Raw genomic sequence first — 20,158 nt, 5'->3', positions numbered from 1 at the left:
CTTGAACGGAGAAACGCATGAGCAATACCCGTCGCCACGCCGCATGCCTGGCCTTCGGCCTGTGCCTGATCACCTTGGCGGTGAACCTCCAGGCGCCGCTGTACACCGCCTACGCGGAGCTTTCCGGCTACGGCGCGGCAGCTACCGCCAGCGCTTTCTCCGGCTATGTGCTCGGCGTACTGCCGGTGCTGCTGGTACTCGGCGGGTTGTCCGATCGGATCGGGCGCAAGCCGCCGATCGTCGTCGCGCTGCTGCTGTCGATGGTGGCCACCCTGGTGATGGCGCTCTGGCCGCGCCTGGAGGCGCTCGGCGTGGCGCGCCTGTTGCTCGGCGTCGGCACGGCCCTGGCATCGGCCACCGGGACGGCCTACATGAGCGAACTGATCGCGGGCGGGGATTCCCGCACCTCGGCCAACTGGGTGACCGCCAGCACCTCGCTCGGCTTCGGCCTCGGCGCGGCACTGACCAGTCTGTTCCTGCTGTTCCGGGAGAGCCTGGTGCCCGGCAGCTTCTGGGTCCAGCTGGGACTGGCCTGCGTGGCCCTGGCGGCGGTGGCGGGCCTGCCGGACGAGGCGCCGCGCGGGCGCGATACGCCGATGCTGCGGCTGCCGTTCTTTCCCGCCGGCAGCCTGCCGTACGGTCTCTCGATCCTGCTGGCATGGGCCACTGTGGGTCTGGTCATCGCGGTCCTGCCTTCGCTGCTGGCGGCCCACGGGCTGGCGCGCTGGTCGGGCTTCTCGACCTTCACCGTGATCAGCTGCGGCCTGCTGTTCCAGCCGCTGGCGCGGCGGATGGCGCCGGCCTCGGCGACCTGCCTGGGGCTGGTGATCCTGCCGCCGAGCTATGCCCTGCTGGCCTGGGGCGCGATCCACGGCTCACTGGCTGCGGTGCTGTTCGGTGCGCTGGGCGCGAGCAGTTCCTGCTACGGCTTCACCTACCTGGGCGGGCTGTCGGCGGTGAATGTCCTGGCCGGTGCGGAAAAGCCGCGGGCCAGCGCGGGCTACTTCCTGTTGGCCTACCTCGGCTTCAGCCTGCCGGTGATCTTCACCGGGTTGATCGCGGATCGCTTCGGTGCGTCGACGGCGTTGCTGCTTTTCGGCGTGTCGCTGACGTTGGCTGCGGTTGCGGTGGCGTTTTCCATCTTGCGCGGGGTCGGGCGCTTCAAGGCCAGCGCTTCGCGTGCCTAGGGCGCTACCCGCGACCGGGGGCCCGGTCCGTCATTGCAGGCGGGCGAGCAGGGCCGGCAGCTCGGCGAGGCTGCGGATCTCCGCGCTCGGCTCTTCCTCCCCGGCCCAGGGCTTGCCGCTTGGGTTGAACCAGATGGCACGCATGCCGGCGCGGCGCGCTCCGGCGATGTCGTCGTTGGGGTGGTCGCCGATGTGTACCGCTGCCGAGGCCTCGACGCCGGCGCGCTTCAGGGCTTCGCGGAATGGCGTCGGGTCGGGCTTGCCGACGCCCAGTTCCTCGGCGCAGAGGGCGAACCGGAAGTAGTCGGCCAGGCCCAGGCGGCGCACGTCGGCGTTACCGTTGGTGAGCACGCCGAGGGTGAAGCGGTCGGCGAGGATCTCCAGGGTCGGGTGAACTTCGGGAAACAGGGTGACCCGGTGGCGCGCTTCGAGGAATACCTGGAAACCGGCCTCGGCCAGGCTTTCCGCCTCCGCCTGTGGATAACCGGCGTCGAGCAGGGCATGGAACAGGATGCGCCGGCGCAGCTCGCTGAGACGGTGGCGCAGCATCGGTTCGCGATCCAGCAGGCGGGTGCGGATCGCCCACAGGTGCTCGATGGGCACCGGACCCAGGCGCGCCGCGTTGCTCGCCAGCCATTCGCGGAGCAGGGCCTCGGCGTTGTTCATCACCGGGGCGACGTCCCACAGGGTGTCGTCGAGGTCGAAGGTGATCAGTCGCAGGCTGCTCATGGGTCGTTGCCTCCATCGGCGTTGCCCTTGCGCTTGGCGCGGGGATGGGCGCGGTCGTAGACCGAGGCCAGGTGCTGGAAGTCCAAGTGGGTATAGATCTGGGTCGTGGCGATGTCGGCGTGGCCGAGCAGTTCCTGCACGGCGCGCAGGTCGCCGGACGACTCCAGCAGATGGCTGGCGAAGGAGTGCCGCAGCATGTGCGGGTGCAGGTGCTGGCCCAGCTCGCGGACGCCGGCCTGGCGCACTCGCAGTTGGATCGCCCGTGGCGTCAGGCGCTTGCCGCCGCGGCCGATGAACACCGCTCCGTCTTCCGGAGCGGCCTGGGCGCGCAGCGGCAGCCAGGCTTCGAGCGCCTGGCGCGCGGCCTTGCCGACCGGCAGCTCGCGGACCTTGTTGCCCTTGCCGCGCACTCGCACCAGGCCTTCCTTGAGGTCCAGCCATTCGAGATCGAGGCCGACCAGTTCCGAGAGGCGCAGCCCGGAGGAATAGAACAGCTCCAGCAGGGCCTGGTCGCGGCGGGCGATGAAGTCATCCTCCACGGCACCGTCGAGCAATTGCAGGGCGCGGTCGGCGTCGAGGGTCCTGGGCAGCTTGCGCGGACTCTTCGGCGCGCTCAGGCCGTTGGCAGGGTCGTGCCGGCAGCGCCCTTCGCGTAGCAGGTACTGGTAGAGGCCGCGCGTCGCCGAGAGCAGCCGTGCCAGGCTGCGGCTGGACTGGCCCTGCTGGTGCAGGCGGGCGACGAAGGTGCGCAGGCTGCGGGTGTCGAGGGCGTTCCAGTCGGAGAGCCCGGCCTTTTCGGCGAGGGCGAGGATCTTCAGCAGGTCGCGGCGGTAGCCGTCGAGGGTGTGCGCGGAGACCTGGCGCTCGCTGCGCAGATGTTCGAGGAAGGCATCCAGGTCGGCGCGCATCTCGGACCGCCCGCCGCGCTCAGCGGACCGAGCGCAGCGGCGAGGAGAAGCGCGGCAGCACGCGGGCCAGGACCTCGGCGACGTAGCCGAGGAACAGGGTGCCGAGGGAACTCTTGTAATGCTGCGGATCGGGACTGCCGATGGCGAGCACGCCGTGCAGGCCCTGGAAACTCAGGGAGACCACCGCTGCGGAGCCGATCTCGTCGCGGTCGCTCTCGCCGAAGAGGAACGCCAGTTCGTGTGGACGCAGCACGCCGCAGACGGTCTTGCCGCCGGAGAGCAGGCCGCCGATGGCCTGGTGCGCCTCCGCGCTGCTCACCGAGCGGCCCACCGAGACGCTACTGTCGCTGAACAGGATCAGGCTCACGTAGGGCACCTGGAACTCGTGGCGCAGGCTGTCCTCGACGGTACTGACCACGTCTTCCAGGCTGGTGGCGTCGAGCAGGTCGAGGACCAGGCGGCGGGTCTTGTCGAACAGGCGGTCGTTCTCGCGGGCCACGTCCATCAGTTGCGAGAGCCGGTGGCGCATCTCGATGTTGCGCTCGCGCAGCAGGCGTACCTGGCGCTCTACCAGCGACACGGCGTCGCCGGGCTGGTGCGGGATGCGCAACTCGGGGATCAGCTCGTCATGCTCGACGAAGAACTCCGGGTGCTGGCTCAGATAGGCGGCCACCTGCTCGGCGTCCAGCGCTGCTGTCGGTTCCTGGCTTTTCTCGGTCATAAGCGTCTCGGTTCTCGCGGGCGACGGCCCTTACAGGCGGACCTGGCCTTCATACACGCGGACGGCAGGCCCGGTCATCATAACGGGCTGGCCGGGACCTGCCCACTCGATGTGCAGGCGGCCGCCGGGGAGGTCGATCTGCACCGGCGATTGCAGCCAGCCCTGGCGAATCCCGGCAACCGCCGCGGCGCAGGCGCCGGTGCCGCAGGCCTGGGTCTCGCCGACGCCGCGCTCCCAGACGCGCAGGCGCGCATGGTGCGGATCGAGCACCTGGAGGAAGCCGATGTTGGCCTTCTTCGGGAAGCGCGGATGGACTTCCAGTTGCGGACCGAGGCTGTGTACCGGTGCGCTGTCGACGTTCTCGACGCGCAGCACGCCATGGGGATTGCCCATGGATACCGCGGCCAGTTCGACGCGCTGGCCATTCACCTCTATCTCATAGGACAAGGCTTCGCGCTCGGCCTGGAACGGTATCTCGGCCGGGGCCAGGCGCGGCGGACCCATGTCCACCGTGACCTGGCCGTCCGGGCGGATATTCAGCTCGATGATGCCGCCCTTGGTTTCTACGCGGATGCTCTTCTTCACCGTCAGGCGCTTGTCCTGAACGAAGCGGGCGAAGCAGCGGGCGCCGTTGCCGCACTGCTCGACCTCGGAGCCGTCGGCGTTGAAAATCCGGTAGCGGAAGTCGACGTCGGGGCTGCTCGGGGCTTCGACGATCAGCAACTGGTCGAAGCCGACCCCGGTGTTGCGGTCGCCCCAGAGCTTGACGTGCTTGGGCTGCACATGGGCGTGCTGGCTGACCAGGTCGAGGACCATGAAGTCGTTGCCCAGGCCATGCATCTTGGTGAAGCGCAAAAGCATGGTCTGGGCCTCACTGCGGCAGCAGGCTTTCGCCGGCGTAGAGCTCTTGGACGGTCTCGCGGCGACGGACCTCGTGGGTCTGCTCGCCATCCACCAGCACCTCGGCGGCGCGACCGCGGGTGTTGTAGTTCGAGCTCATGACGAAGCCGTAGGCGCCGGCCGAGCGCACCGCCAGGAGGTCGCCTTCGGCGAGCGCCAGGTCGCGATCCTTGGCGAGGAAGTCGCCGGTCTCGCAGATCGGCCCGACCAGGTCGTAGCGGCGCGGCACGGCATCGCGCGGGCGTACCGCCTGCACGTCCATCCAGGCCTGGTAGAGAGCCGGGCGGATCAGGTCGTTCATCGCCGCGTCGACGATGGCGAAATCCTTGTGCTCGGTGTGCTTGAGGTACTCGACGCGGGTCAGCAGCACGCCGGCGTTAGCGACGATGGACCGGCCCGGCTCGAACACCAGGGTCAGGTCGCGGCCGCGCAGGCGCTCGCGGATGGCGCGGATGTAGTCGCCGGCCAGCGGCGGCTGTTCGTCGCGGTAGCGCACCCCGAGGCCACCACCGAGGTCCAGGTGGCGAATGCCGATGCCTTTGCCGGCCAGGCGGTCGACCAGCCCGAGCAGGCGCTCGAGGGCGTCGAGGAAGGGCTCCAGCTGGGTCAACTGCGAACCGATGTGGCAGTCGACGCCGATCACCTCCAGGTGATCAAGCTCGGCGGCGCGGGCGTAGACCGCCTCGGCCTCGTCGATGGCGATGCCGAACTTGTTCTCTTTCAGGCCGGTGGAGATATAGGGGTGGGTCTGGGCGTCCACGTCCGGGTTGACCCGCAGCGATACCGGCGCTTTCACGCCGAGTTCCGCAGCTACCCGTTGCAGGCGCTCCAGCTCTTCGCCGGACTCGACGTTGAAGCAGTGCACGCCGACTTCCAGGGCGCGGCGCATGTCGTCGCGGGTCTTGCCGACGCCGGAGAACACCACCTTGGCCGGATCGCCGCCGGCGGCCAGGACACGCTCCAGCTCACCGCGGGAAACGATGTCGAAACCGGCGCCGAGGCGCGCCAGCACATTCAGCACCCCGAGGTTGGAGTTGGCCTTGACCGCGAAGCAGACCAGATGCGGCATGCCGGCGAGGGCATCGGCATAGGCGCGGTACTGGGCCTCGATGTGTGCGCGGGAATAGACGTAGGTGGGCGTGCCGAAACGCTCGGCGATGCGGGAAAGCGCCACCCCTTCCGCGAACAGCTCACCGTCGCGGTAACTGAATGTGTCCATGGGCGCTCTCTCAGAAACCGTAGCGGTCTTTGCTGTGTTCTTTCTTGGCTTTTTCGTCGTCCGGCAGGTACAGCGGGCCTTTCTGGCCGCAGGCGGCGATGGAGCCGGCGAGGAGGGCGAGCGCGACGAAGGACAGGAACAGCCGCTTCATGACGGAATCCTTGTAGAAAACGTGAATTGTTCCGGAGTATACCGACCCCCCGGCACCTTGCCTATGCGAGCCGGATCAGGTGTGCCGGGGCTTGCAGAGGAATGGCCTGCGGCAGAGGGGATGCCGGCGTTTTCCGCGAGCGTCGCGGCAAAACAGCGCGGACTACGGCAATACCAGCGTAGAATTGTCGGAATAGGGCAAGACGAAGGTAGTCGTCCGCCTTTTTTCCCGTTAGCGAATGCCGAGGCAATGCATGAGTACGATGAATGAAGCGCGTTTCCACGACCTGGTCGATGCGCTCCAGCAGCAGGTGGAAGACGCCTTCGATGACAGCGACCTGGACCTCGACCTGGAGAACGCCGGCGGCGTGCTCACCGTACGCTTCGAGAACGGCTCGCAGCTGATCCTCAGCCGCCAGGCGCCGTTGCGCCAGCTGTGGGTGGCGGCGAAGTCGGGCGGCTTCCACTTCGATTACGACGAGGCCAGCGGCCTCTGGCGCCACGATGGCAGCCAGGAACCGCTGGGCGCGCTGCTCAACCGGGCGACCCTGGAGCAGGGGGGCGAGGATGTCGAGTTCCCCGGCCTCTGAGGCTTCGCCGCCGGCGGTGGCCTCGCCTTGCCGGCGCCTGTGCTGCCTCGACGATGCGGACGTTTGCGTCGGCTGCGGACGTTCCCTGGCGGAAATCCGCGAGTGGGGCAAGGCCGACGATTCCCGCCGCTTGCAGATCAGGTCACAGGCCGCTCGACGCCAGTCGCTGGCGGGCCGTCTCTCCTGATAGGGGGGATGTTGCTAATTCCTGCGACTGTGTTAGTGTCCGGGAAAACCCCGCCTTCGGGCGGGGTTTTTGCTTTTTTGCGATTCCTGCTTTTCATCGATCAACCGAACCGGACCAAGGAGCACGCCTGCGATCATGAGCACGCCGCCGATCACCATCACTCGTCTGGACCTGCAGCGCCTGGAGCGCCTGCTGGATGGCCTGGACGAATTCGGACCCGCCGCCGAGGCGCTGGAGGCCGAACTGTCGCGCGCCCAGGTGGTGGGGCATGACGAGATTCCGCCGGGCGTCGTGACCATGAACTCCACCGTGCGCTGCCGCGAGGAAAGCAGCGGCAAGGAGTACACCCTGACCCTGGTCTATCCCGAAGACGTCGCCGGCGAAGGCAAGGTCTCGATCCTCGCGCCGGTGGGCACCGCGCTGCTGGGCCTGACCATCGGCCAGACCATCGACTGGCCGGCGCCGAGCGGGAAGACGCTGAAGCTGACCCTGCTGGAAATCGAATACCAGCCGGAAGCCGCCGGCGACTACGCGCGCTGATCGGTTTTCGCCCGTCGCCATTCGGCGACGGGCTTCGCGACCCTCAGTCGCCCCCACCGCCCCCGCATCCTCCACCCCCGCAACCGCTGCCGCCGTCTCCGCCGCTATCGCCGCCGCAGCCGTGGCGCGAATCCTGTCCGTCCGAACCGAAGGTACTGCCGCTATCGCTGGCGCAGCCGCTGCTGCAACCGATATGGCTGGCGCAATACACCGCTGCGCCGCCGTCTTGCCGCTGCGCGCAGTTCAGGGCGTAGCGGAAGCCGTCGGCGATCGCCAGTTCCGTGTCGAGGGCGAACAGCAGCGGTAGGCGCGTGGGATTCAGTGGGTCGATGCCCTCGCGGCGGCAGGCCAGCTTCCAGGCGCGCTGGATGCCCTCCTGGGCCTGTCGGGGGCTGCGCATCGCCTGGGCCGGCGTATGGTGGAGGAAGCGCCCGAGTCCCTTGCGGCAGACGTGCTGGTAGAGCCGGGTATGCAGGATCAGTTCGTGCCAGGCGACATCCACCACCTGGGACGGCATCGCGACCATCCGCTTGCCGGCGGCGCGGCATAGCAGCAGGTATTCGCGTAGGCCGCCGAGCACCCGTTGGACCTGTTCCTCGCTGAGCTGCGGATAGCGCTCGCGGACCGCCTGGGCGACCCGCGGCGGCAGGCGGAATTGCTGGATGAAGCGGTAGCGCCGGCGATCCAGGCCGCGGCGGTAGAGATAGCCGCCCACGAATGCGGCGCCAGCGAGCAGGGTAATACCGAGGAGTGCCATCCGTACGTCCTTGTCGAGCCCCGCGCGGTGCGGCGCTGGGTCATTGTTCCAGCAGCGCCTGGTTCAGCGCCGTTTCCAGGACGCTTTTATAACGCAGATAGTGCAGCGTTTGCGGCTGTTCGTCGGCGAACAGCCGCGACAGGTCGAGGTCGGTCAGGTAGCAGGGGTAGGGTTCGCTTTCCGCGCGATGCGCCAGGATATGCCGGGCGACCGCCTTGAACAGGCCGGCGCCGTACTCCAGTTCGGAAAACTCCTGGTGGTCGCAGTACAGGGTGACCTGCACGCGCTTGCGTTCGCCGCGCTCGAGTAGCGCCTGTAGCTCGTACAGCGCGGGCCCGGCCAGGGCCTCCGGCGCCTCGCGAGGCTCGACATGCACTCTGCCGTCGTTGGAGAGCAACTCGTAGTAGCGGATATCCAGCGCGGCCGGCACCTGTTCCGCCAGCGACAGGGCGTTGCGCCGGTACAGCAGCGATTGCAGGAAGCGCTGCAGCGGTGCGAGCAGGCTGCGTTCGTCACGCAATGCCTGGCGCTGGCGCCAGAGGGCGTTGCGTTCGTCGAGCAGGCTGATCTCGGCGCTGTCGAAGTCGCGCCGGTAGAACACCTGGATGCAGTCCGGCCGCCCCATGGACAGGATCAGCCCGAGGTCCTCGCCCTCCAGGGCGTGACGATCCAGCTTCAGGGCGCTGTAGCCATCTCGCTCGCGGCCCAGGTGCTGGAGCAGGCTCGGCAGGTCGGGCAGGCTCTCGTGGCTGACCGCTTCCGGCGACATTTCCAGCAGGTGGTACTGCTGGCGGATCTGCAGCAGGTAGCGGCTTGGCTGGCCGCCAAGCAGTTGCCCGTAGGTCTCGCGGAACAGCTCTTCGACCCGCACGGCGATGGCGGCGGCCCGGTTGCGACAGAAGCAGCGCACCATCAGTTCAGGCGGCTGCGGCGGGCTTCCGGGCTTTTCGCGGACGGCGTCGAGGAACTCGGCAAGGCACTCGGGCAGCGCCTGGGGGCCTGCGTAATGGCGCACCGTCAGTTCGTTCCAGCTGTTGAGGCTGAGCTGGTCGAGGGTCAGCACCAGGTTGTCGCGCACCCCGGCATAACCAAGCACGTCGGTACGCCCGGTAGCCATGTGCAGGTTCATCTGGCTGTGGTGGCGCAGCGGGTCGACACCGACGTTGACCAGCAGCAGGACGCTCTTGAGCCGACGCGGTTGCAGCAGGTCGGCGTCGTCCACGGTCGCCAGGGGGACCGGCAGGAACTGCCGCAGGCTGCCCAGGAGATTGTCCAGTTCGGCATCGCTGAGGTCGCTCTGGCCGGGATGCAGGGACAGCCGGGTGGCGCTGTCGATGACGCCGTTGCGATGGCACCAGGCGAGCAGCTCGACCAGCCTGAGGCTGCGTTTCAGCGGCGCGTAGTCAGGCCACTGGTGAGCGCCCAGGGCACCGGGGAAGATCGCCCACTGCGCCTGCTCGCGGTCGTCGTCGGCGGGCAGCTGGACCAGGGTCAGGACGTCTTCGCCGAGATCCGGGGCGATCCCTGGGTTGATGTTCTCCACCTTGCCTGCCTTGCGCTCGAAGGCGGCATACAGGCGGCGGCCGAGCAGGCCCAGGTCGCGGCTGTCGATGCCGCTGTCAGCGCCTTGCTGGCGGGCGATCTGGAACAGCAGGCGGTAGCTGTAGGTCAGTTCGTTGACCACCGTGCGACGCTCTTCCATCACCTGGCGCATCTTCCACTGGCTGCGGCTGTCGAGCAGGGCCAAGCGGCGAGGCTCCCATTGCCATTCCGCGACGAGCCGCTCCATCGACAGGTGCTGCCAGCCCTTCTGCGCCTGGCGCTGGCGACCGCCGAGCTTGCGCCCGACCTTGAGGTACAGGCAGCGCCGCACGAGTTCCAGGCGTTCCGGCGCCTGCTGTTCCCGCAGGTAGCGTTCGAGATGGCGATAGACCAGGACGTAGGGGTCCAGTTCGTCGAGATCGAGCTGGCCGGCGAATACCTGCTCCTTGAAGCGCAGGGCGACGCAGCGGACCCGCGGGTGCTCGCTGGCGTAGGCTTCGGTGAGCAGCAGCTTGAGCAGCGACTTGTAGGGCGAATCGATGGCCTTGGACAACTGCCAGAGGCCGGCGCCGATGAACTCCCGGGCGGGGATGTGCGCCAGGTGGCCGAGGTCGAGCACCTCTTCGGCGCGGATGAAGCGTTTGCCGAGCAGGGTCCGGCAGTATTCGTCGTAGCGCCGTTCATGGGCCGGCGGCACCAGCCACCATAGAGGGGTGCGTCCGCCGAGCCAGATCGCGCTACGGTAGAACTCGTCGAGCAGCAGGAAGTGCTGGGTATTGCCGTCGCCGCCGGACTCTTTCCAGTCTTTGCGTTCGTCCTGGCCGAAACGGGCGACGTCGATCAGGAAACAGTGCACCTCGCTGCCCTGGCTGCGCGCCCAGTCCTCGATCAACGCGCACTTGCGGCGCAGCTCCTGGCGCGCGCCGGGCTCCAGTTCTGGGGCATGGCAGACCCAGAGGTCGAGATCGCTCTGTTCCTCCTGGGCCAGGCTCCCCAGGCTGCCCATCAGGAACAGGCCGTGGATTGGCTGCTGTGCGGGTTCTTGCCTGCGTGGCTTGTAGACAAACGAGCGGGCCAGGCGCTGGGCTTCGGCGAGTACTTCGTCGTCCGCCTCGAAACCGCTCAGGCCCGCTGGCGTGCTGGCCGACAGGTAGCCCGGCAGCAGCGGATGGTTGATGTGGAACAGCAGCGGTAGCAGGCGCAGGACCCGCTCCTGGCGGCTGGACAACGCCTGCCGGGCGCGTTGCAGGCGACCGGCATTGACCGCCAGGAAGCGTTGGCGCAACTGGCCGAGGACCTTGCGGTCGATGCCATCGTCGAGATCGAGGCTGAGTGCGGGGTGTCGGTTCATGGGCGTCCGGGCACAGGCAAGGCCAGGCGCCGTGCCTGGCTCCGGTCATGCCATTGTATCGCCCGGAAGCGCGGCGGCTTGAGCGCCGCACCGCGAACCGGGGCAACCGTCGCGGCCTGTCGGGAGCAGGTCGCGATGGCCGCTTCCGTCAACCCTTGAGGATGGTCAGCAGGCCCTGTGCCTGCTCCGCGGCGTCCAGCCCCAGACTGGTCAGGTAGCCGCCGTCGGGCTGGTCGATCAGCCCCTTGTCGTGCAGGCGTCGGGCGGCGGCGACGGCCTTGCCGTCGGCGGTGTGATGGACCTTAAGTCCTTCCTGGGTGTTGTTCAGGTTGAAGAGCGCCAGCAGTTCCAGTTCGTCGATCAGCTCGGGAGTGAAGGCCATGTCGGCTCCTTGCGGTGTTGAGCACCGGTGAGTGTAGTTGGACTAGGGCGTAGCGTCGGCGGCCTGGCTCCAGCCGTCGAGGATCTTCTGGTACTCGCCGCTGGCGAGGATGCGCTGCATGCCGAGGTCGAAGCGTTCGAGCAGATGCTCGGCCTGCGGGTGGCGGCGCGAGAACGACAGGTACAGCTCCGGGCGGTGGACCGTGGCCACCGGCTGGAACTGGCCTTCCAGTTCGGGATGTTCGCTGAACAACTGGCGAGCCGTATTGCGGTAGGCCAGGGCGTAGTCGACGCGGCCGCGCTGGAGCATGAGGAAACCGTAGTAGTCCTTGCGCACCGGGATGCGCACCAGGTCGTGGCGGCGATCGAAGCCGTCGCCGTATTCATAACCGAGGGTCACCGCGACTTTCCGTCCGCTCAGCGCCTGCTCCGCATTCACCGGCCGCGCTTCGTCGCGTCGCGCCCAGAGCTGGATCTCCGCGCGGAACAACGGATGCCGGGGCAGACGGTAGTCGGCGAGGATGTGCGGGTTCGGCGAGGTGTTGAAGCAGCCGGCGATCAAGCCTTTCAGGGCCAGCTTCATGCAGCGGGAGTAGGGGTAGGGATTGAGCTGGACCGGCGTGTCCGCAGCCCTGAAGGCGGCCCGCACGATGTCCGCGCTCATGCCCTGGATGCGGCCGTCCTTGTAGGCGGTATAGGGATACCAGTCGTCTTCGGCGCCGAGCACCAGGGGTTCTGTCGGGACGGCCGCTGCCGGGCCGGAAAGGGCCAGCAGCAGGCAGATGGGCAGGAAGTGGAACCAGGATCGCATCCGGTATCGCTCCGCGAAAGCAGGTGGCACGGAGAGTGGGCGCCACCTTTCTACCAGAGCGGCAGGCGTTTGGCGAAACAAAACCGCATGGATACGAGGGGCATTCGCCGGCACCAGTCGGCCCGGCTCCGCTCATTCGTCGTCCGGCAACGTCGGCAGGGCACGCAGCGCATGCTCGTAGCCGGCGCTGTCGAAAGCGCGGTCGGCGGCGAGCATGGCGTTGATCTCGTGGGCCAGCACGTAGGCCATCATGCCCAGCGCCTCGTCGCGCTCGTAGCCGACCAGGGTCAGCTTGTTGAACACGGCGCGCGCCGCCGGCGGATTCTCGCTTTCGATCTGGTTCTCGATGGCCTGGATCAGTTTTTCCTCGGCGAAGCCGTCTTCCTGGTTGTCGTCCTGTTCGCTCATCGGGCGTTCCTCGTTCTGGCGCAAAGTACCGCTTGTGCGGCGGCGGGAAGTTGTCCACCCTGCTTGGCCAACGGATGGCCGCGAAGGTAGCGATACCCGACATGATCACCTATTACATCCTTTCCGGCGACCGCCTGGAGCGACGCCAGCACGACGATGCCCAGCGGGGGTTGCCGCCGGGCACCCTGTGGGTCGACCTGCATCACCCGACCCCCGAAGAGGAGCGCCTGCTCGAATCCCACCTGCAGGTGAACATCCCGACCCGCGAGGAGATGGCCGAGATCGAGGATTCGTCGCGCTTCTACGAGGACGGCAACGTCCTCTACATGACCACTTCGGTGGTCGGCGGGATCACCGAGCACCGGCCGAGCACAGAGGAAGTGACCTTCGTCCTCAGCGAGAAATGGCTGATTACCGTGCGCTACGCCGACCTGCGTTCGTTCCGCGAGTTCGAGAACCGCTGCATCCGCCAGCTCGACGCCAACCGCAGCAGCACCCAGTTGTTCGCCCTGATGATGGACAGCCTGGTGGACCGCATCGCCGACGTGTTGGAGGCCGTACAGGGGCAACTGAGCAGCATGTCGCGGGAGATCTTCGCCGAGTCCACCGCCCAGACCCGCAAGCCGAAGACCGACCTGCAGCAGATCATCAAGCACCTCGGGCGCAGCAGCTCGCTGCTGTCCAAGCTCAACGACAGCCTGCTCAGCATCAATCGGATGAACAGCTATTTCCGCCAGGGTTGCAACGGCTGGCTTTCCGAGCCGGCCAAGGTGCTGGCGAAGACCGTGGAGCGCGATGTGCGCTCGCTGGACGAGTACCTGGCGAAGATGTCCACCGAGATCAACTTCCTCCTCGACGCGACCCTTGGCCTGATCAACATCGAGCAGAACAGCATCATCAAGGTGTTCTCCATCGCCGCCGTACTGTTCCTGCCGCCGACCCTGGTGGGCACCGTCTACGGCATGAACTTCAAGGACATGCCCGAGCTGGACTGGTCCATCGGCTATCCGATGGCGCTGGGGATGATGGTGGTATCGGCGATCCTTCCGTACCTCTGGTTCAAGTTCAAGAACTGGCTCTGAGGCACTCGGCAGGTGTGCAACTTTTTGCTGGATAACTTCGGGAAAAGCTGTGGATACCACGCTGGGGCCAAGGCCTGACGGGGTCTTCGATGAAGTGAGCAAGTTCTTGCATAGCACTGTGCAACAACTTGCTCACTTTTTCGGGGTAAACCCAGGGGAAAGCGTTCGTGCGGGCCGGGAGATTCTTCAAGAGTTTGATTTAAAAGGTAAATATTTTATTGGCACGAAGCTTGTTGGGTAGCTGCCGCACCAGGACATGTCGTCCCGGCTACCACTGACAAGGAATGCATCCATGGCAACCCCCGCCTATATGTCCATCACCGGCACCAAGCAGGGCCTGATCACCGCCGGCGCCTTCACCGAGGATTCGGTCGGCAACACCTACCAGGAAGGCCACGAGGACCAGGTGATGGTCCAGGGCTTCAACCACGAAGTGATCATCCCGCGCGACCCGCAGTCCGGCCAGCCGACCGGCCAGCGCGTGCACAAGCCGGTGGTCATCACCAAGGTCTTCGACAAGGCCTCGCCCCTGCTGCTGGCCGCCCTGACCTCCGGCGAGCGCCTGACCAAGGTGGAGATCCAGTGGTACCGCACCTCCGCCGCCGGCACCCAGGAGCACTACTACACCACCGTCCTGGAAGACGCGATCATCGTCGACATCAAGGACTACATGCACAACTGCCAGGACCCGGGCAACGCCCACTTCACCCACCTGGAAGACGTGCACTTCACCTACCGCAAGATCACCTGGACCCACGAAGTCTCCGGCACCTCCGGCTCCGACGACTGGCGCTCCCCGGTCGCCGGCTGAGCCGCGACCGCCGCACGCGGCCAGCCTCGCTGGCCGTCGTGCCCTCGATGACCCACAGCGCCGTGGCCAGGAAAGCCCGCGCCGGGTCGATGCCGCTTTGTTTGTTGTAGGCAGCTTCCGATCGAGCCTGCGCGCCCTTGTCTCGCCCGCGCCAGGCAGGACAATCGAATCGGTCGCCTGCGCCAGTGAGGGACAACGGATGTTCGCAGCAGCCAACCAGACCCATTTCAGCCTCGCCATCGACGGCCTCGCCCTCGACCTGCAGGTGCTCTCCTTCAGCGGCCGCGAAGCCATCAGCCAGCCGTTCGCCTTCGACCTGGAGCTGGTCGGCGAACGCCCCGTGCCGGACCTCGAAAGCCTGCTGCACAAACCCGCCTTCCTTACCCTCGGGCCCGCCGGCAACGGTATCCACGGCCTGGTGCGCAGCGCCGGACAGGGCGACTCGGGCAAGCGCCTGACCCGCTACCGCATCACCCTCGTCCCGCAACTGGCCTACCTCGCCCAGCGCACCAACCAGCGCATCTTCCAGCACCTCACGGTGCCGCAGATCGTCGGCCGGGTGCTGGAGGAACACGGCATCCTCGCCGACGCCTACCGCTTCCAGCTCGGCACCCGCTACCCCGAGCGCGAATACTGCGTGCAGTACGACGAGAGCGACCTGCAGTTCGTCCAGCGCCTGTGCTGCGAGGAGGGCATCCATTTTCATTTCCAGCACAGCGCCACGGCGCACCTGCTGGTATTCGGCGACGACCAGACGGTGTTCCCGCGGCTCGCGCCGGTGGCCTACCAGCAGGACTCCGGCCTGGTCGCCGACCGGCCGGCGGTCAAGCGCTTCGGCGTACGCCTGGAAACCCGCACTAGCCGCGTCACCCGCCGCGACTACGACTTCGAGAAACCGCGCCTGACGCTGGAAAGCGCCGCCCGCGGCGAAGCCCGGCCGGACCTCGAGGACTACGACTATCCCGGTCGCTTCGTCGACCGCGAGCGCGGAAAGCACCTGGCCAGGCGCGCCCTCGAACGGCAGCGCAGCGACTACCGCCTGGCCGAGGGCCGCAGCGACCAACCGTTGCTGCTCAGCGGCCACTTCCTGCCGCTGGCTGCCCATCCCCAGGCGGGCTGGAACGACCTCTGGCTGCTCACCGAGGTGATTCACGAGGGGCGGCAGCCTCAGGTGCTGGAGGAAAGCATCGTCTCCGATGCCTCGGCGAGCCCGGACGACTTCCGGCAGGGTTACCGCAACCGCTTCCAGGCCACGCCCTGGGAGGCGTTCTTCCGTCCCCCGCTGACACCGCCGAAGCCGCGCATCCTCGGCACGCAGAGCGCGGTGGTGACCGGTCCGAAGGGCGAGGAAATCCACTGCGACCGCTACGGTCGGGTGAAGGTGCAATTCCACTGGGATCGCGAGGGCCAGGCCGACGACAGCAGCAGTTGCTGGTTACGCGTTGCCTCCGGCTGGGCGGGAAGGAACTACGGCGCCATCGCCATCCCGCGGGTCGGCATGGAGGTGCTGGTGACCTTCCTCGAAGGCGACCCCGACCAGCCGCTGGTCACCGGCTGCCTGTTCCACAGGGAACATCCGGTGCCCTACGAACTGCCGGCGCACAAGACCCGCAGCGTCTTCAAGAGCCTCAGCAGCCCTGGCGGCGGTGGCTACAACGAGCTGCGCATCGAGGACCGCAAGGGCCAGGAGCAGATCTTCGTCCATGCCCAGCGCGACTGGGACGAAAACATCGAGCACGACCAGAAGATCCGCGTCGGTCACCAACGCCACGACACCGTGGAGGCGAACAGCTACAGCGAGTTCAAGGCCGAGGAACACCGCACCACCCACGCCGAGCGCAAGGTGGAGGTCCGCGCCAGCGACCACCTCACCGTAGCCAACGACCAGCACCTGAAGATCGCCAGCGGCCAGTTCGTCGAGGCCGGGCAGGAGATCCACCTGAGCAGCGGCCTGAAGGTGGTGCTGGAGGCCGGCGCCGAACTGACCCTCAAGGGCGGCGGCAGCTTCCTCAAGCTCGACGCCAGCGGCGTGACCCTCTCCGGGGCCAACGTCCGGGTCAACTCCGGCGGCAGCCCGGGCAGCGGCAGCGGCGCGGCGCCGCTGTTGCCGGGGCCGCCGCTCGACGCGGATGCGGCGACAGTGGGCCAGGTACTGGACAACCCGGCGCGTAGCCGTTCCGAGCGGAAGGGGCCGGAACAACTGGTCGTCGATGTCTGGGGAGACCCGGCGCAAGGAAGCCAGGTCGTACTGTTGCCACCGGAGAGCGAGGCATGAGCGGATTCCAGGACCAGAGTATCGACGAAGGCGTGCGCAAGCGCACCGCCTACCAGAACGATCGGCGTGCACGACTGGCATTGAACGTCGAGCGACAGGACGGCGGTATCCTGCAGATTCCGGTGGCCAGCGATATGCTCGGCCATGAGGAGCACGAGCGTATCCAGCAGAACACCTTCCTGGCCGTGATGCCGCTGGTCCGCCTGCCAACGCTGGGTAAGGCCGGTTATGGCGACCAGCTGCCCGCCGGCGCGCTACCGCGGGCGGGACGGATCTACCTGTTCCAGGACGGCAAGCTGTGGCGCGAACTGGAGTGTGATGGCAAGGGCAACCTGTTTGAAGTCGACCTCCTGCAGGGGCGCAGCCAGCGTGCGGACAAGCGTCCGGCCGTAGGCAAGACACAAGCGCTGATCCTGGTGCCGGTGCTGGTCAAGGGGCAGTTCGTGATCCCACGCTACACCATGGCCTATAGCGAAACTCCCTGGCCTTGGTCGTACATCGACTGGCTGGAGGAGGACCCGCAGCGGGTCAACCGGCGCTGCCAGCAGATGGCGTCCGCTTGGAACGCCTCGGTGGCCAACCAGCACTGGAAAGCCTCCATCCATCAACCCGCGCTGGTCATTGATCATCACGCCCAGGGTTTGCGACCTCGCGACTTCAACGTCGAGAGCGCGCTGGAAGACCCGGCGGAATTCACACCTGCGTTCGCCGCCTTTCGCGAAGAGTCGCTGGTGTGCCAGTTGCAGCGACGCCAGCAGGAATTGGCGCCCCTGCTGAAGCAGGCTCCGCCCTCTGCGCTACCTACTCTGGAAGCCGGAGAGGACGTACTGGAAACCCTCAAGCTGCGTGGCCATCCCAACCTCATCGGGCTGATGCTCGACGACTCGCTGTTCGCCTTGCGCCACGCTGCGGCGCAGGCGCGCCACTGCGCCGCCTACTTGCGCAGCCTCAATGCACTGCTGCCGCACCGTCCCAACGGACGCTATGCACAGGTGCTGAGCAACATGCTCGACGGCCCGCTCGCCAAGCTCAGGGGCGAGGTCGATCAGGCCGAACTGGACGAGGCGATCTTCGCCGAGGAGCGACAGTCTTGCCGAATCCACCTGACGCAGCAGGTCGAGCATCTGGTTGCCCTGCTGGAAGGCCCCTTGCACCCGGTGTTGCAGGACTGGACCCACCAGTGCGACGAAGCCCTGCTGGAGCCCTACAGCCTGATGAGCGAGGCACTGGCTGCGCTGAACCAGCTTCCCGACCGCTGCGACGCACTGTACAGCGGTACCGCCTACCGGGCGCTGGCGGCACATGTCGAGCGGGTGGTCAGCACGGTTCTGCAGGCAAGCCACCCGCTTGGCGCCATGCTCCTGGCCAAGGACGAAGGACAACTTCCCGAGCCGGTTCGGCGCCTGCAGGCGCTGCGTGATAGCCCGCGGACGCCGGACCCCGACGCAATGGGCCTCAGCACGCTGATGCTGGGAGCCAGTCTGCTGGGCGAGGTCGACCAGCCCAGCGCCGGCAAGAGCCTCGCCTACTTCCTCGGCGACCTGCTGGACGTGTTCGGCGCCAGCGTAGTCGAGCAACTCGGCCGGCTGTCCCAGGGTGCCACCCAGATCCAGCTCGACCGCTTGTTCGCACCGACCTTCAATACTCTGAGCGCCCTCTCGGTGAAGATGAAAGGTATCCGCCTGCTGCCCGACAGTCAGGTGCCGCTCGACATGGTTGTCGTCGGCGTGCGCGGAGCCGGCCTGCGCAACGGTCTGACCGAGGTCGAGCGCCAGGAGCTGAGGCGCAAGAGCTATCGGCGCGCCATCGTTCAGGACGGTGCCGGCAATCCCCTGGCCGGCACCAGTCCCCGCGACACCGGCATGAGTCGCGCCAACCTGCGCAACGTCATGGTGGTGGCGGTACCCAAGGATCACCCGGACCTGCTTGCCTACACGAAATTCCGTACGCAGTTAGGCACGTTGACCCAGGTGATGGAGAACACTCGCATCGTGCCGACGATGATGCTGGGGTTTGCGATTTATAACTTGAATGTGCAGGTGCAGGCATACAGTGGCTTTGTAGACAGTGGAGAAAAGCACAGAGGGACGATCGGGGCTGTCGGTGCAGTAATCGATTTAACAGCCGCTGGAGGAAGCCATGCAAAGCTGCTTTTCGGACCATCTACTGCAAAGTATCTAGAAACCCCACGTATATCGGTAGCCCAAATATCCCCTCGATGGGCCAGGAATCTAGAAGTTCAAACAGGCAGCCCTAAGTTAGGGTTGCTACGTGGGCTTGGTGGCGCAGCCACACTATTCGGTGCAGGCATCAGTGTATGGGATGGCTACCGAGCTTTGAGGCAGGGAGATAGCGATGCGGCTGCGGCCTACGGTGTGGCCGCAGTGGGTGGGGGCCTTTGGGGTGCCTACGTCCTAGGATGGATAGTAAACCCTTATGCTTTGCTGGCTGGTGCGGTTTTGGCGATCGGAGGCACTGTGGTCGCTAATCTACTGACTGACAGCGATGCGGAAACCATCGTCAAGAAAGGCCCCTTCGGCCGGCAATTCGCCGAGGCTGGCCTGCTCGATTCGCTGATGGGCCAGGACCAGCGCTTCGCCCATCTGAAAGACCCGCAAACGGCCTATCGCCAATTGCTGGGAGTCCTCGGCCATCCGCGGGTCTTTGTCCATCGCCTGGAAGACTGGCGCAAATTGGCGCCGGCGGCGCATCGATCTGTCTTGCAGGAAGCGGAACGGGGTCGCCAAGCGGTCAGCCGCACTGCGCTATCCTGCATCGACCCCAAGTTGCAGGCGCTGGAGGCAAACGATTGGGCCGTGGTGCTGAGTTCCCCGCTCCTGGCCATGTTCGAGAATGGCCAGAAGGCGTTCCGCCTGGTGGCCCAGGAGTTTCTCAGCAGCTTGCCGATCGATCCGGGCACCCTGTTCGGCGTCAAGCGCTACCATCGGGTCCCCGCGGGCCCCGCCAAGCTCGAAGCCTTGCCGTTGGATGCTGCCAGCGTGCTCTATGTGCTGCCGGCCAGCCTGCCGATTCCGCAGTTGTCTCCTCGGGCCCGCTATAGCATGCGCATGACCCAGGGTTTGAAGATCAGCGCACAGTTCGAACTCAATGCCGACCAGCCTGAGCAGCGGCTTGTCCTGCCTCAACCCAGCCCGAAGAGTTGGAGTGCATTCACATCCGCCAATCGGTACCTTCCCCCGGACGACTTGGGCCCCCATGCTGCGCCACCTTATTGGTTGATAGAGAACAGTGAGTTCAACGTATGACTGTACACATGGATGCCACGTACTCAGCCAGTGCTTATCGCAGTGAAGTCAACGACTCTTTACCGCCGCCAAGGTGGAAGGAGGAGTCTAACCGTAATGGTATTTTTGACACCCATCTTGCCTTTGGGAACTATGCCAATCTAGATCCGGAAATGGAGATTGTAGGGCAGCTTTCGATCGGGGCTGAGGATAAGTCAGAGGTTGGAGGTGCTGAGGCATATTGCAACTCTATGCGTTGGCAGTTCCAGAACTCTAGCAGAATTCCTTATATAATATTCACGCTTAGGATGCTGTGCTATTTTTTTGTATGGATTGCTTTGGGAATTGGCATAATGGGAGAAGC

19 protein-coding genes are annotated in these 20,158 nt (G+C 66.3%); 8 read left to right on the top strand and 11 right to left on the bottom strand.

Annotation, left to right across the window (positions count from 1 at the left end):
* Positions 1-17: 17 nt before the first annotated feature.
* The gene (locus AC1RB9_RS27700; protein WP_003098229.1) at positions 18-1,187 is read left to right on the top strand and encodes an MFS transporter; all 1,170 of its coding nucleotides are present in this window, start codon (positions 18-20) and stop codon (positions 1,185-1,187) included.
* 30 nt (positions 1,188-1,217) lie between these two features.
* Here the strand turns inward: AC1RB9_RS27700 and AC1RB9_RS27695 are convergent, their stop codons facing one another.
* The 6 genes from AC1RB9_RS27695 to lptM are packed head-to-tail and all read right to left on the bottom strand — an operon-like array spanning position 1,218 to position 5,815.
* Positions 1,218-1,916 carry an HAD family hydrolase gene (locus AC1RB9_RS27695; RefSeq protein ID WP_003098226.1) on the bottom strand — a complete coding sequence of 233 codons (699 nt, stop codon included), beginning with the start codon at positions 1,914-1,916 and terminating at the stop codon, positions 1,218-1,220.
* Positions 1,913-2,824, bottom strand: a complete 912-nt coding sequence (gene xerC, locus AC1RB9_RS27690; RefSeq protein ID WP_003096434.1) for a tyrosine recombinase XerC — start codon at positions 2,822-2,824, stop codon at positions 1,913-1,915. Before xerC ends, AC1RB9_RS27695 begins: the two co-directional genes overlap by 4 nt.
* A gap of 19 nt (positions 2,825-2,843) precedes the next feature.
* Positions 2,844-3,545: a DUF484 family protein gene (locus AC1RB9_RS27685; protein WP_003096433.1), complete on the bottom strand. Its 702-nt coding sequence runs from the start codon at positions 3,543-3,545 to the stop codon at positions 2,844-2,846.
* Between the two features lie 30 nt (positions 3,546-3,575).
* Positions 3,576-4,406 (bottom strand): diaminopimelate epimerase, encoded by an 831-nt coding sequence (gene dapF, locus AC1RB9_RS27680; protein WP_003098223.1) that lies wholly within the window; start codon positions 4,404-4,406, stop codon positions 3,576-3,578.
* Positions 4,407-4,416: 10 nt separating this feature from the next.
* The gene (gene lysA, locus AC1RB9_RS27675) at positions 4,417-5,664 is read right to left on the bottom strand and encodes a diaminopimelate decarboxylase (protein ID WP_003098220.1); all 1,248 of its coding nucleotides are present in this window, start codon (positions 5,662-5,664) and stop codon (positions 4,417-4,419) included.
* A gap of 10 nt (positions 5,665-5,674) precedes the next feature.
* Entirely contained in the window at positions 5,675-5,815 is a 141-nt protein-coding gene (lptM, locus tag AC1RB9_RS27670; RefSeq protein WP_003096430.1) for an LPS translocon maturation chaperone LptM, read from the bottom strand.
* Between the two features lie 253 nt (positions 5,816-6,068).
* On the opposite strand from lptM, the gene cyaY reads away from it, so the two are divergent.
* The 3 genes from cyaY (at position 6,069) to rnk (ending at position 7,131) form a co-directional block, all read left to right on the top strand.
* Positions 6,069-6,404, top strand: coding sequence for an iron donor protein CyaY (cyaY, locus tag AC1RB9_RS27665; RefSeq protein WP_003121284.1), 336 nt, complete (start codon positions 6,069-6,071; stop codon positions 6,402-6,404).
* Positions 6,382-6,591 carry a DUF1289 domain-containing protein gene (locus AC1RB9_RS27660; RefSeq protein WP_003161172.1) on the top strand — a complete coding sequence of 70 codons (210 nt, stop codon included), beginning with the start codon at positions 6,382-6,384 and terminating at the stop codon, positions 6,589-6,591. Before cyaY ends, AC1RB9_RS27660 begins: the two co-directional genes overlap by 23 nt.
* A gap of 135 nt (positions 6,592-6,726) precedes the next feature.
* Positions 6,727-7,131: a nucleoside diphosphate kinase regulator gene (rnk, locus tag AC1RB9_RS27655; protein WP_003096424.1), complete on the top strand. Its 405-nt coding sequence runs from the start codon at positions 6,727-6,729 to the stop codon at positions 7,129-7,131.
* Positions 7,132-7,174: 43 nt separating this feature from the next.
* Here rnk and AC1RB9_RS27650 read toward each other — a convergent pair whose 3' ends face one another.
* The 5 genes from AC1RB9_RS27650 to AC1RB9_RS27630 all read right to left on the bottom strand — a co-directional run bounded on the left by AC1RB9_RS27650 (position 7,175) and on the right by AC1RB9_RS27630 (position 12,381).
* A complete protein-coding gene (locus AC1RB9_RS27650) occupies positions 7,175-7,888 on the bottom strand; it encodes a glycine-rich domain-containing protein (RefSeq protein WP_003118053.1) in 714 nt (237 codons plus the stop codon).
* A gap of 40 nt (positions 7,889-7,928) precedes the next feature.
* On the bottom strand, positions 7,929-10,781 hold the full coding sequence (locus AC1RB9_RS27645; RefSeq protein ID WP_003457832.1) for a class I adenylate cyclase: 2,853 nt from the start codon (positions 10,779-10,781) through the stop codon (positions 7,929-7,931).
* Between the two features lie 148 nt (positions 10,782-10,929).
* Positions 10,930-11,163 (bottom strand): TIGR02647 family protein, encoded by a 234-nt coding sequence (locus tag AC1RB9_RS27640; protein ID WP_003096418.1) that lies wholly within the window; start codon positions 11,161-11,163, stop codon positions 10,930-10,932.
* 42 nt (positions 11,164-11,205) lie between these two features.
* Positions 11,206-11,973 (bottom strand): substrate-binding periplasmic protein, encoded by a 768-nt coding sequence (locus tag AC1RB9_RS27635; RefSeq protein WP_003096415.1) that lies wholly within the window; start codon positions 11,971-11,973, stop codon positions 11,206-11,208.
* Between the two features lie 132 nt (positions 11,974-12,105).
* Complete coding sequence (locus AC1RB9_RS27630) at positions 12,106-12,381, bottom strand: hypothetical protein (RefSeq protein ID WP_003114340.1); 276 nt, start codon at positions 12,379-12,381, stop codon at positions 12,106-12,108.
* A gap of 101 nt (positions 12,382-12,482) precedes the next feature.
* On the opposite strand from AC1RB9_RS27630, the gene AC1RB9_RS27625 reads away from it, so the two are divergent.
* From AC1RB9_RS27625 to AC1RB9_RS27610, 4 genes are all read left to right on the top strand, one after another.
* Positions 12,483-13,463 (top strand): magnesium transporter CorA family protein, encoded by a 981-nt coding sequence (locus AC1RB9_RS27625; RefSeq protein ID WP_003123712.1) that lies wholly within the window; start codon positions 12,483-12,485, stop codon positions 13,461-13,463.
* A gap of 292 nt (positions 13,464-13,755) precedes the next feature.
* On the top strand, positions 13,756-14,274 hold the full coding sequence (locus AC1RB9_RS27620) for an Hcp family type VI secretion system effector (RefSeq protein WP_003083317.1): 519 nt from the start codon (positions 13,756-13,758) through the stop codon (positions 14,272-14,274).
* 199 nt (positions 14,275-14,473) lie between these two features.
* Positions 14,474-16,549 carry a type VI secretion system Vgr family protein gene (locus AC1RB9_RS27615; protein ID WP_003457827.1) on the top strand — a complete coding sequence of 692 codons (2,076 nt, stop codon included), beginning with the start codon at positions 14,474-14,476 and terminating at the stop codon, positions 16,547-16,549.
* Positions 16,546-19,815 (top strand): hypothetical protein, encoded by a 3,270-nt coding sequence (locus AC1RB9_RS27610; protein WP_003124851.1) that lies wholly within the window; start codon positions 16,546-16,548, stop codon positions 19,813-19,815. Before AC1RB9_RS27615 ends, AC1RB9_RS27610 begins: the two co-directional genes overlap by 4 nt.
* The last annotated feature ends 343 nt before the right edge of the window (positions 19,816-20,158 follow it).

This window comes from Pseudomonas sp. 20-5 (assembly GCF_056782835.1).
This window is presented reverse-complemented; position numbering and strand designations above follow the sequence as displayed.